Origin of the sequence: Arthrobacter flavus (assembly GCF_039526005.1) — a bacterium.
Taxonomy (GTDB): Bacteria; Actinomycetota; Actinomycetes; order Actinomycetales; family Micrococcaceae; genus Arthrobacter_D; species Arthrobacter_D flavus.
Map to the genome: position 1 here is coordinate 76,865 of NZ_BAAAIJ010000036.1, position 12,598 is coordinate 89,462.

Below are 12,598 nucleotides of genomic sequence, written 5' to 3' on the forward strand. Positions count from 1 at the left end.
GCCGATTCCCAGCCCAGGCCGCACCTCCAGCGTTCACTCTGAGACCGAGTGCAGCCGGCCCTCCGCGGGGGTGGGCGCCACCGCCGTCGGGGTTTGCCCGTCCTTGCGGAGGGCCACGAAGGTCAGGAGGAGAACCACACCCAGCAGCACCGCACCGAGCGTTGCGGCGGCCACTCCCGGCATCATCAGGCTGACGCCGGCGACAGCGGAGACGACGCGCAGCAGCATCGGCAACCGTCGACCCATGCCAAGTACCCACCCTTCGAAGGCACAGGCCAGAGCGTAGACACCGATCAGGCTGAGACTGAACGCCATCACAATCTCCGGCAACGGGGCCTGGGCAACCAGCGCCGGATTCAACGCAAACCCAAACGGCACGATGTACTTCACTGCCCCCAGTTTCATTGCCGAGACGCTGGTTTTCATCGGGTCGGAACCGGCGATCCCGGCTGCTGCAAAGGACGCGAGCGCCACCGGCGGCGTGATGTAGGAGACTGCGGCCCAATAGATGACGAACAGGTGGGCTGCGATTGGATCAATACCGAGTTCGACGACGGCGGGGACCATCACAATTGCCAGGAATACGTAGGCCGCGGAAACGGTCATACCCATGCCCAGGATGAAGCAGGTCACGGCACCGGCAATGAGCATCAGCACCACGTTGTCACCGACCAGGACCAGCAGCTCCCTGGCCAGCGAGAGAGTTACCCCAGACATGTTGAGCCCGCCCACGATAAGACCGACTCCGGCGATGATGCCCAGGATTTCACTGATCGTCTTGCCGCAATCGAAGACCATGTCCATCAGCCGACGCGGGTTGAGTCGTCCTTCGCGCTTGACCATCCCATAGATCACCAGCGCCCCCGCCACCCAGAACGGTGCCTGTGTCTCGGAGGTGACCACCAGTAGCGCCGTCAGTAGAAGAAGTGAGGCGAGGTAGGGCCAGCCAGAAACCATCACCGGACCAAACCGTGGCAGTTCAGACTTTGGCCTACCGGTGAGACCTTTCCTGGATGAGTAGGCATCGATCTGGAGGTAGATCCCCACGTAGTAAAGAATTGCTGGAATCGTGGCGGCGATCAGGATCTCCTTGTAGGGCACACCCACAAACGAAATCATCAGGAACGCCGCGGCGCCCATCACGGGAGGAGTAATGGATCCTCCCGACGAGGCGGTAGCCTCGACTGCCCCTGCATATCTCGGAGCAAACCCGGATTTGATCATCGCCGGAATGGTCATGGGCCCGGTGGTCAGCACGTTGGACACGGCACTGCCACTCATCATCCCCATCGAAGCACTGCTGGCCACTGAGACTTTGGCGGCGCCTCCGCGCGAGCCCCCGAACAATGACTGGGCAAGGTTGTGGAAGAAGGCCGATCCTCCGGTATGCCGGAGGATCACCCCGAAAAGCAGGAACCCTATGAGAATGCTGGCTGCGGTCTGCAGCGGCAGGCCCATGATGCCTTCCACTCCGACAGCATGGATTTGTGCGGTCGTCCGGAAATCATGGGAGATGCCCTGCAAAAATCCGAAGGGCATCCGGGAAGAGAACATCGGATACACGGAGAACAGGAACGCGATGACCGCAACCGCTGACCCTGCTGTGCGCCGCAACGCCTCGATCGCCAGCCCCCACAGCACCACGCTGAAGACGGCTGCCAGCGGTGGTGCCGCGTAATCCCATCCCAGATTCAGGATGGTCTCGGCGTTGACGCCGAAGTAGACGGTGACCCCGATCGTTGCTGCAAAGAGAGCCACGTCGTACCAGGCCAGCGCGGCAGGCCTTGGTCGAGGCCCAGCTCCGGTGGTGTCAACGGGTGTCGGAACAGTTTTTGTTGCGGGGAAGATGATGAAGGCCATCGCCAGGAAACAGGTGAGCATGTAATAGAGGTACGCATGGGTGAGCAGAGTGACACCAAAAAGGTTCCAGAAGAACACCTGGTTCATGGAGAGCAGGATGCCCAGAATGGTGAAAGCCACCACTACGGTCCGCCAGGCGCCGTTCAGCCGCGGTGACTCATCGGTCGCAGTCCCAGCGGGAGGTGCAGTCTCAATCGTCAAGGTGTTCTTCCTTCCATGCGGTCCATTCCTGGGCCAGATTGCCCTTGTCAGCCGGTCCGATAAACGCATCCCAGCCTGCCTGCAACGCGGCTTGCCGTTCAACAAGATCGTTGTTTCGCTGTTCTGCCTCGTCGGTCCACAGGCCCTGCTCCTCGAGATACCTGACAGTTCCGGGATGAAACGGGACCACCAGCGGGTCGGTCAGCACCTTGTCGAGGGCAAACTCCCCTGCGGATGGTGTGGTGTTTTCATAGCGGTCAAAATTTTCATCCATGGCCTTCACCAGGTCATAAACCTGCTGTTCGTCGGTGTCAGCATAGGTGGACAGCGGCACTGTGTAGGCGAAGTTCCTGGCCGACTCCCCTTCTTCCATTCCGGGGGCACCAGAGAACTCGCCGATGGTCACCATCGGCGCGAGCTCGTTGACTGCCGCCATCTTTTCGGGGGAATCGTCATCCATGCTCATCCAGTCGACGTCAACGGTGCTGGCGAGCTCTTCCAGATTGGAGCCATAGGCGCTACTGAACAAGACGTCCAGCCTGCCGGTTTCCAGAGCCTCGGTTTGGTCGCTGTAGCTTACGTCGACCGGTTCGACATCATCCCAGGTCAGACCGCCGTAGGCGAGGTAGGCCTCCAGCTTGATGTTGATCGAGGTATTGGCCGTGACGCGGGGAAACTTTTTACCTTTGAGATCTTCGAAAGTTTCGATGCCGGCGTCAGTGCGGGTCATCAGCCCATAATTCCCCATGGGTGCCCAGACCACGCGGAGATCCTGGGGGCCCCAGTTCTCACTAGAGAAGTCCTGGATGCCCTCGAATCCGAAGTAGTACTCGTCCCCCATCCGGCTGAATTGGGCGCTGCCAGCCTTCAGCGGAGCAACCCGACCAATCGATGTGTCGGAGGTGAGGATACGAACCTGGGTGCCCTGCACCCGGGTAAGACTGTCCGATACAGCGGCAAGGTCGTTGTAGGTTCCGGTTCCCACACCGTAGGTAGTCATCACCAGCTGGGAATTCGGGTCAGCGCGGCTGTCGGGCGAGCTGCTGGTCACGATGCCAGCGACGAGGACTCCGGCCAGCACGGTACAGGTCAAGATTTTCTTCATTGAAAGCCCCTATAAGATCCGGCTGTCGGCGATGTGCCTTGCTGCCATGGATCAGTTGCCCGAAAGTGTTATCTACGTCACTCTCGCAGAAAGGTCACCCATACTTCCAATACCAAATTCGCCAGAGATTCATACCCTGGATGAAGTGATGGACAAGAGACCCTCGCGGAGATTTGTTTTCCATTGGGTATCAATGAGTCCCGGATTTGGTATTGGATTAGCCGTAATACTCCTGAAAGAGTGAGGGCAGTCACTACATTTTTGAAGGAGACCCCCATGACGGCAGCACTCAACGAATCCCCTGTCGCTTCGGCACTACAGGATGTCGCGAACGTCCCCGACACCTCCGACGTCCTGCAGCTCAACGGACTACTCAGTACCCAGGAACTGGCCGTTCAGGCGACGGTCAGGGCGTTTGTGGACACCAGGATCAAGCCCAACATCGCCCAGTGGTACGAGAGCGCCTCCTTCCCCACCGACATCATGCACGAGCTCGGTGACCTGGGCGTGCTGGGCATGCACCTTCACGGGTACGGCTGCCCCGGGCGCTCGGCAGTCGAATATGGCGTGGCCGCTATGGAACTGGAAGCCGGCGATTCTGGCATTCGGACCCTCGTCAGTGTGCAGGGGTCGCTGGCGATGAGCGCTATCCACAAGTGGGGCTCCGAAGAGCAAAAGAATCATTGGCTGCCGTCCATGGCTACCGGCCGCACGATCGGTTGCTTCGGTCTCACGGAGCCCACCGCAGGCAGCGACCCGTCCGCCATGAAGACGTTCGCCCGAAAGGATGGAACGTCCTGGATTCTCAGTGGCGAAAAGCGCTGGATTGGTCTGGCATCCATTGCCCACGTGGCTGTGATCTGGGCGATGACGGACGAGGGTGTTCGCGGGTTCCTGGTGCCCACTGACTCCCCCGGCTTCGTGGCAACGCCGATCACCTCCAAGCTCTCCATGCGCGCCTCGGTTCAATGCGACATCGTGATGACGGATATCCGGCTCCCCGACACCGCGCTCCTCCCCGGGGCAAAAGGCTTGCGCGGCCCGTTCTCCTGCCTGAACGAGGCACGGTACGGCATTATCTGGGGTGCCATGGGTGCGGCCCGTGACAGTTACCAGGCCGCACTGGACTACTCACAGGAACGTCTGCAGTTCGACAAGCCGCTTGCCTCCTATCAACTCACCCAGGAGAAGCTGGTCAACATGGTCCTGGAAATCCAGAAGGGCGTCCTGCTCGCCCTTCACATCGGTCGGTTGAAGGACTCAGGCACCCTGCGGCCTGAACAGATTTCAGTGGGCAAGCTGAACAATGTGCGGGAGGCCATCGCCATTGCCCGGGAGGCCCGAACCATTCTGGGCGGCAACGGCGTGACACTCGACTATTCGCCACTGCGCCATGCCAACAACTTGGAGAGTGTGCGCACTTATGAGGGTACTGATGAAGTGCACACCCTGATTCTGGGCAGCCACCTCACCGGCATCCCGGCGTTCAGGTAGAGGCGCCGTCATGGAATTCACCCTGATCAACGCCGAGTCCAGCAACGGTCTCGGCATCATCACCATCAATCGCCCAGACAGCCGCAATGCCCTCAACCGGGTTGTCCTGGACGAGATCGCCGGCGCCCTGGACCTCTTCCTTGACGACGAAAGTGTGGGCGCGGTGATCTTTACCGGCGCCGGCGGGAAGGCGTTTATTGCCGGCGCCGACATCACCCAACTGGCAACCTACACCCTGCTTGATGGCCTCTCCGGCAGGATGCAACGGCTTTACGACACCATCGAGGCTTACGAGCTGCCGACCATCGCCGCCATTAACGGGTATGCGCTCGGTGGGGGGCTCGAACTCGCAATGGCGTGTGACATCCGGATAGCGGCAGAAGGTAGCCGGTTTGCCCTGCCGGAAACCAATCTCGGTATCATTCCCGGCGCGGGCGGAACTCAACGGTTGTCGAGGCTGGTGGGCCGGGGGCGCGCCGTGGAACTCATCCTGACCGGGCGGCTGGTCGAGGCACCCGAGGCTCTGGGCATGGGGCTGGTGACCGATGTCGTCCCGTCGTCGGACCTGATGAATACGGTGAGGAAAACCGCCGACACCATCCTGGCGAAGGGTCCGCTGGCAGTCCGCCTGGCCAAAATGGTGGTGAAGCACGGCTTCGACACCGATCAGCAGACCGGACTTCTCCTGGAGCGGCTTGCCCAGTCGCTCCTGTACACCACCCAGGACAAAGCCGAAGGCACCGCAGCATTCCTCGAAAAACGCTCAGCCAGATACGTAGGAAAGTAGCAATGGAAACCACACCTGATCTTCAGAAAATTCGCCACATCCTCGTCGTGGGTGCGGGCGCCATGGGCTCCCAAATCGGATTGGTCGGCGCGCTGGCCGGGTATCAGGTCACCGTCCAGGACATCTCGGAGAAGATGCTGGCGCCGGCAAGTGAGGAGCTCTCACTGCGGCTCGACCGCAGCGTCGCTAAAGGCCGTCTAGAACGCGACGCAGCGGACGCTGCAATGAACCGGATGAGCTTCACCACCAGCCTCAGGGATGCCGCCTCCACCGCTGACTTCGTCATTGAGGCAGCAGTGGAGAAACTGGAAATCAAGCGGGAGATCTTCCGGGAACTCGATGAGTACGCACCGGCCCATGCAGTGTTGGCTACCAATTCCTCCACGCTGGGCTCATCGAAAGTGGCGGATGCCACCGGGCGCCCGGACAGGGTCTGCAACATGCACTTCTTCAATCCAGCCCTGGTCATGAAATGCGTCGAGGTGGTGCGCCACGAGAGCACCTCCCAGCAGACAGTGGAGACCGCCATGGGCCTCGCCGCACGGCTGGGCAAAGCACCAATCCTGATCAACCGCGAGATCCCCGGATTCGTCGCAAACCGGCTGCTGGGCGCGTTGCGCACCGAGGCGCTGAAACTGTACGACGGCGGTATAGCGAGTTTTGAAGACATCGACACTGCGGCCAAGACTGCGTTGAACCACCCCATGGGCCCCTTCGAATTGATGGACCTGGTGGGCCTCGATGTCGCCTACCTGATCAGGCAGGCCCATCATCAGGAGACCGGGGATCCCGCCGACCTGCCACATCCGGCACTTGCCGAGCTCTACGAAGCCGGGCACTACGGCCGGAAGACCGGGAAGGGCTGGTACGAGTACCCCGCAGGCAGCTAGAGGCACCCCACTCGTGCCCTGCCAGCCCGTTCAGTCATGATCCTGGAACGCGCCCCTGCTGAACAGGGGCGCGTTCCAGGATTTCGTGCCGGACCACTAGTGACCGAAGTCCGCCGGAGTGTCGAATGGGCCGACAACGGTAATCGTGCGTGGCGCGGCAGCCAGTTCAGCGGCCAGTTCCCGCACCTGCTCCTCGGTGACGGCGTTGACCCGTGCCAACACCTCATCGAGGCCGAGAAACTCCCCCGACACTAGTTCGGCCCGGCCGAGGCGCGACATCCGGGACCCGCTGTCCTCCAGCGCCAGCACCATGCCGCCGGAGAGTTGCCCGACGGCGCGGCGGAGCTCATCGGTGGAAATCCCGTCTGCGGCGAGGCGGTCCAGCTCAGTACCGAGCAGCTCAATGACCTGGCCGGTCTTCGCCGGTGAGCACCCCGCGTACATGGCGAAGTAGCCGGCGTCGGCGTACGAAGCGGAAAAGGAGTAGGTCGAATAGACGAGCCCCCGCTTTTCCCGGATCTCCTGGAAAAGCCGTGACGACATGCCGCCGCCCAGCACGGCGTTCAGCACGCTCATGACAAACCGGCGGTCGTCGGTCGCGGTGATTGACGGGCAGCCGACCAGAATGTTCGCCTGCTCCACCGCACGCCGAATGACCCGGATACCGCCGGTGCTCTCAATGGCGACCGGCGTATCCGAACGACGGGCCACGGGAAGGGCGCCGTCCTCAAGTGTCCAGCCAGCGGTCCGCAGCGCGTCGAGGACGAGCCCGCAGACCACTTCGTGATCCAGCCCCCCAGCCGCGGTGACGACCAGCTCCGATGGGCGGTAGTACTGGCGGTAGTGGGCCAGGACCGAGTCGCGGGGCACCGCCTTGATGGCGTCGGGGGTACCGCCGATGGGACGACCCAGTGGGTGGGACCCGAGCACAGCTTCGACGAATTCTTCGTGGGCGACATCGGCGGGGTCATCGCTGTCCATCGCGATTTCCTCGAGGATGACGTCGCGTTCCTGCTCGAGTTCGTCGGCGTCGATCACGGCGCTGGTCACCATGTCGGCAATCACGTCGATCGCCATGGGCAGGTCGGCGTCCAGTACCCGGGCGAAATAGCAGGTGTGTTCCTTCGCTGTGGCGGCGTTGGATTCACCGCCCACCTCGTCGAACGCTTCGGCAATCTCGAGTGCAGTGCGCCGCGTGGTGCCCTTGAAGAGCAGGTGTTCCAGGAAATGGGTGGATCCGTGCTGGCCTGCGGCTTCGTCCCGTGACCCCACCCCCACCCAGAACCCGATGGTCGCAGACCGCTGTCCGGGCATAGCCTCCGTGAGGACACGCACCCCGCCGGGAAGTACCGAACGGCGCACAACGGCGCCCCCCAGTGTTCCTGTGACGAGGGTTGGATCCTGGCCGGCCTCCGTGCTGTCCGTGGAAGGCGCGGGGGTGGGCAGCAGCGGCAGGGCGATCGACGTCGGGCCGGTGCGATTCTCGTGTGAAACGGCCAACGGCCCCGTTCCCGACGAAGTGTCGGGAACGGAGCCGGAGGCGTTGTGAGCTAGGACAGCCATTCGTTAGTTGTCGTCGCCCTCTGCTGAGCCAACCGAGACTGCCGAAGCGTCGTCGGCGGCGGCGTCGTCGGCAACCACTGGGGAGAGCGAAAGCTTTCCGCGGTCGTCGATCTTGGTGATTTCAACCTGGACCTTCTGGCCCACCGAGACAATGTCGTCGACGTTGTCGACGCGCTTGCCGTTGGCCAGCTTCCGCAGCTCGGAGATGTGCAGCAGCCCATCCTTGCCCGGGGTCAGGGAGACGAAGGCACCGAAGGTGGTGGTCTTGACGACCGTACCCAGGTACCGCTCGCCAATCTCAGGAACCTGAGGGTTGGCGATGGCGTTCACCGCGGCGCGTGCAGCCTCGGCCGCACCACCGTTGGTGGCGCCGATCAGGACGGTGCCGTCATCTTCGATCGAGATGTCAGCGCCGGTGTCTTCCTGGATCTGGTTGATCATCTTGCCCTTGGGGCCAATGACCTCGCCGATCTTGTCAACCGGGATCTTCACCGAGATGATACGTGGCGCGAACTCGGAGAGCTCGTCCGGCACGTCGATGGCTGCCTCCAGGACACCCAGGATGTGCAGGCGGGCTTCGCGGGCCTGCTTCAGCGCTGCTGCGAGCACCGAGGCGGGGATGCCGTCGAGCTTGGTGTCCAGCTGGATGGCGGTGACGAACTCGGCGGTACCGGCAACCTTGAAGTCCATGTCGCCGAAAGCATCTTCGGCGCCGAGGATGTCGGTCAGTGCCGCGTAGCGGGTCTGACCGTCGACGACGTCGGACACCAGGCCCATAGCGATACCAGCGACGGGTGCCTTCAGGGGTACACCGGCGTTGAGCAGCGACAGGGTTGAAGCACAGACCGAGCCCATCGACGTCGAGCCGTTGGAGCTCAGCGCCTCGGACACCTGACGGATCGCGTACGGGAATTCCTCACGAGTCGGCAGCACCGGCATGAGGGCCCGCTCGGCGAGGGCACCGTGACCGATTTCGCGGCGCTTCGGCGAACCGACGCGGCCGGTTTCACCGGTGGAGTAGGGAGGGAAATTGTAGTTGTGCATGTAGCGCTTGCGCGTCACTGGCGACAGCGAGTCAATCTGCTGTTCCATCTTGAGCATGTTCAGCGTGGTGATGCCCATGATCTGGGTTTCGCCGCGCTCGAAGATCGCAGAACCGTGAACGCGAGGCAGGACCTCGACCTCGGCGGTGAGCTGACGGATGTCGCTCAGGCCGCGGCCGTCGATACGGATCTGGTCCTTGAGGATGCGCTGGCGGACAACGCTCTTGGTGACCGAACGGAAAGCAGCTGAGAGCTCCTTTTCGCGGCCTTCGAACTGCCCGGCGAGGTCAGCGGTGACGCTGTCCTTGAGGGCGTCGGAGGCGAGGTCGCGCTCCTTCTTGTCAGCGATCTGGAAGACCTCGGTCAGCTTGGCTGCTGCTGCCGACTCCACTGCTGCGAAGACGTCGTCCTGGTAGTCAAGGAAGACCGGGAAGTCGACGGTTGGCTTGGCGGCGCGGCCGGCAAGGTCAGCCTGGGCGTCACAGAGGGCGCGGATGTACGGCTTGGCCGCTTCCAGGCCGTCGGCGACGATCTCTTCGGTCGGTGCGGTGGCACCGTCTTCCTTGATGAGCTTCCACGAGTTGTCGGTGGCTTCAGCTTCGACCATCATGATGGCGACGTCGTCACCCTCGGGTCCGCTGACAACGCGGCCGGCAACGACCATGTCGAAGACCGAGTTCTCCAGTTCGGAGTGCTTCGGGAAGGCGATCCACTGGTCCTGGCCGCTGCCGTCGGACACGAGTGCCACACGGACACCGCCGATGGGACCGGAGAACGGAAGGCCGGAGAGCTGCGTGGACATCGACGCGGCGTTGATTGCGACGACGTCGTACCGCACATCGGGGTTGATCGCCAGGACGGTGACGACGATCTGGACCTCGTTGCGGAGGCCCTTCACGAACGCCGGGCGCAGCGGGCGGTCCATCAGCCGGCAGGCGAGGATCGCCTCGGTGGAGGGGCGGCCTTCGCGGCGGAAGAAGGAGCCGGGGATACGCCCTGCGGCGTACATGCGCTCTTCAACGTCGACGGTCAGGGGGAAGAAGTCGAAGCCTTCGCGGGGGTGCTTGCCAGCGGTCGTTGCTGACAGGAGTGCTGTGTCTTCGTCGATGTACACCATTGCGGCGCCGGCTGCCTGCTGTGCAAGGCGGCCCGTCTCGAACCGTACGGTGCGCTTGCCGAACCGGCCGTTGTCAATAACGGCTTCGGCGAATTGAATTTCGGGACCCTCCATAGAGAGTCACCTCCGTTTCTGTTTGGGCTGGTGCCCTGCCGGAACCTGATCACCGTTCAGTGCGGTGATTCTCGCACCCGGTCTTCGATCGAGATCCACGGGGACTCACGCGTACACTGCACTGTTCTGCGCTGCACGGTCGTCTGCTCCCGGAGACCACTACCGAGGACCGCGAATGCGCGGTGCCTGCCTGGCTCCATCTGTTTTTAGTTGTTCGTGTGGCCGGTGGCCACATGTGGAAGGCGGCTCCTTCCCTGGTGGAAGGCGCCGCCCCACGTGTGTTACTAGCGGCGCAGGCCGAGGCGCTCGATGAGCGTACGGTAGCGCGCGATGTCAGTCTTGCGCAGGTAGTCCAGCAGACGACGACGGCGTCCAACCATCAAGAGCAGGCCACGACGCGTGTGGTGGTCGTGCTTGTGCATCTTGAGGTGTTCGGTCAGGTCGAGAATACGGCGGGACAGCATCGCAATCTGCACCTCAGGTGAGCCGGTGTCGGCTTCCCCGGTTGCATATTCCTTAATGATTTCCTGCTTGATAGCGGCGTCAAGGGCCACAATAACTCCTAGAGTTGTACCGTGAACAAGTTCCCTGGTCTTGCCGACAGTTACCTGCCGAACCAAAGACACAGAAAGATCCAGCCACCACGGACTGCAGCCGGATCCACGGTCCAGTTTACCTGCTGAGGCGTTGTTCTGTCGAAAGGACCTCGCGGGTCTCTTCGACGTCGAGCCGCATCTGGGCGATCAGCGCCTCGGGCCCGGTATAGGCCACCATGCCCCTTAGCCGCTGGGCGAACTCCACGATGATGGTTTGTCCGTACAGGTCGAAGTCGGAAACGTCTTCCTGGGGGCGATCAATGACGTGTGCTTCGACCTGGCGGCTGACGCCTTCGAAGGTGGGGTTCGACCCGACCGAGATGGCTGCGGGCCAGCGGGTGCCCGCTTCATCCACGAGCCAGCCAGCGTAGATCCCATCGGCGGGAATATAGCCGCCGGAGGCTGGGGACAGGTTGGCGGTCGGGTAGCCCAGTTCACGGCCGCGGGCCGCACCGTGGACCACTTCGCCGCGCATCCGATGTGGCCGTCCGAGGATTCGGGCGGCCGTTGCCACGTCCCCGTCTTCCAGGGCCTCGCGGACCCAGGTGGAGGAACAGCGCCGATCGCCGTCGGCCTCGGTGGGATCGGTCGGGCTGGCCCCGAAGTCGTCGATGACGATCACCTCGAACCCGAGTTTCTGACCCAGTTCACGCATCGTACCGAGGTCACCGCTATTGTCCCGCCCGAAACGGACGTCGTGGCCCACCACGACTGCCCGCGCATTCAGGGCGTTGACGAAGACCTTGGTGACGAAGTCTTCCGGCGTGTTCGCGGCCAGTTCAAGGGTGTAGTGCATCATCAGGAGCGCCTGGATGCCAGTGGTGGCGAGGGTCTCGATCCGGTCCTCGAGGCCCATGATGAGCTCGGGCGCCTGGTCCGGCCGGTGGACCTTTGCCGGGTGCGGTTCGAAGGACACCACCACCGCCGCGGCGTGGTGCGACTCGGCGGCAGCAACCAGCTGCTGCAACACCCGCTGGTGCCCGATGTGGACGCCGTCGAAGTTGCCGATGGTGACCACAGATGGACCAAAACCATTCGGAACACTGGTCAGGTCATTCCAGTAGTACACGCATCTCCTCTTTCGTTTAAAAACCGCCCCCGGGCCTGGGGTGCAGTACTGACTGCCGGTCTTAGCCGCGTGCTGCGTACTCGTTGCGAATCTCGGTGGTCTTGGCAATGTAGCGGTGCCACACCAGCAAGGCTGCCGGGAAAGCGAGTTCAATAACCATCAGGATGATCATCATGTAGTGGGGGGTTCCGGAGAACGCCCAGGACAGGACCCGACCGATGCCGCCGATGAAGACCATCAGGCAGACCATCCAGAGCATGTTGGCCCACTCGAACTTCACCCCAATGGTGATAAACGCCGCTCCGACACCAACCATCATCGCGGAGAAAAAGCGGAACTGGCTTTCGAGCGTTGGGCTGGGGGTTCCCAAATCGGTATCTGGCACGCCCGAGGTTCCCGTGATCAGGTAGAAGGCACCGAATCCGGCGAGGATCAACCCCACCAGGATGACGACAGTCCTGAACACGCCCCACTCGCCCTTGGGCGACTTGGGCTTGGTGGCCTTTTTTCCGCTCTTCGCAGCGGTTTTGGGAGCCGACGACGGCGTCCCTGCCTTCGCCTGGGCTCCGGCCGCGCTGGCGGGCTGGCCAGGGGTCCGCCCGGCCGTCGGGCCGGGACCCTGCTGGGCGCCCGTTGGTCGTGGCTGCCCGGCTGCGGGGCTTCCCGGAGTGCTGCCCGACGCCGGGCGGGTGCTGTCCTGCGGACTGCCGGTGGGGTGGTGCTCTGAACTGGACATGATGCTCCCTTTAGCTGGCTCCA

The 12,598-nt window shown here is 62.7% G+C and carries 10 protein-coding genes; 3 read left to right on the forward strand and 7 right to left on the reverse strand.

Translation table 11 applies throughout. The annotated features are described in order from the left end of the window. Positions 1-33: 33 nt before the first annotated feature. Both ABD059_RS09465 and ABD059_RS09470 read right to left on the reverse strand, forming a co-directional pair. A complete protein-coding gene (locus tag ABD059_RS09465) occupies positions 34-2,061 on the reverse strand; it encodes a TRAP transporter permease (RefSeq protein WP_343879396.1) in 2,028 nt (675 codons plus the stop codon). Then, complete coding sequence (locus ABD059_RS09470; protein ID WP_343879398.1) at positions 2,051-3,166, reverse strand: TAXI family TRAP transporter solute-binding subunit; 1,116 nt, start codon at positions 3,164-3,166, stop codon at positions 2,051-2,053. The genes ABD059_RS09465 and ABD059_RS09470 overlap by 11 nt, the downstream gene beginning before the upstream one ends. 276 nt (positions 3,167-3,442) lie before the next feature. Between ABD059_RS09470 and ABD059_RS09475 the strand changes: the two genes are divergently transcribed. The 3 genes from ABD059_RS09475 to ABD059_RS09485 are packed head-to-tail and all read left to right on the forward strand — an operon-like array spanning position 3,443 to position 6,337. After that, positions 3,443-4,660 (forward strand): acyl-CoA dehydrogenase family protein, encoded by a 1,218-nt coding sequence (locus tag ABD059_RS09475; RefSeq protein ID WP_343879400.1) that lies wholly within the window; start codon positions 3,443-3,445, stop codon positions 4,658-4,660. Positions 4,661-4,670: 10 nt separating this feature from the next. Further along, positions 4,671-5,447, forward strand: a complete 777-nt coding sequence (locus tag ABD059_RS09480; protein ID WP_343879402.1) for an enoyl-CoA hydratase/isomerase family protein — start codon at positions 4,671-4,673, stop codon at positions 5,445-5,447. 2 nt (positions 5,448-5,449) lie between these two features. Next, positions 5,450-6,337 carry a 3-hydroxyacyl-CoA dehydrogenase family protein gene (locus tag ABD059_RS09485; protein WP_343879404.1) on the forward strand — a complete coding sequence of 296 codons (888 nt, stop codon included), beginning with the start codon at positions 5,450-5,452 and terminating at the stop codon, positions 6,335-6,337. A gap of 96 nt (positions 6,338-6,433) precedes the next feature. Here the strand turns inward: ABD059_RS09485 and ABD059_RS09490 are convergent, their stop codons facing one another. From ABD059_RS09490 to ABD059_RS09510, 5 genes are all read right to left on the reverse strand, one after another. Then, positions 6,434-7,900: a M16 family metallopeptidase gene (locus ABD059_RS09490; RefSeq protein WP_343879406.1), complete on the reverse strand. Its 1,467-nt coding sequence runs from the start codon at positions 7,898-7,900 to the stop codon at positions 6,434-6,436. A 3-nt stretch (positions 7,901-7,903) separates the two neighbouring features. Continuing rightward, a complete protein-coding gene (locus ABD059_RS09495) occupies positions 7,904-10,174 on the reverse strand; it encodes a polyribonucleotide nucleotidyltransferase (protein ID WP_343879408.1) in 2,271 nt (756 codons plus the stop codon). Positions 10,175-10,458: 284 nt separating this feature from the next. Further along, positions 10,459-10,728 (reverse strand): 30S ribosomal protein S15, encoded by a 270-nt coding sequence (gene rpsO / locus ABD059_RS09500; RefSeq protein ID WP_343879410.1) that lies wholly within the window; start codon positions 10,726-10,728, stop codon positions 10,459-10,461. A 118-nt stretch (positions 10,729-10,846) separates the two neighbouring features. Continuing rightward, on the reverse strand, positions 10,847-11,839 hold the full coding sequence (locus ABD059_RS09505) for a bifunctional riboflavin kinase/FAD synthetase (protein WP_343879412.1): 993 nt from the start codon (positions 11,837-11,839) through the stop codon (positions 10,847-10,849). 61 nt (positions 11,840-11,900) lie between these two features. Then, positions 11,901-12,575, reverse strand: coding sequence for a DUF4345 family protein (locus ABD059_RS09510; RefSeq protein ID WP_343879414.1), 675 nt, complete (start codon positions 12,573-12,575; stop codon positions 11,901-11,903). Positions 12,576-12,598 lie beyond the last annotated feature (23 nt).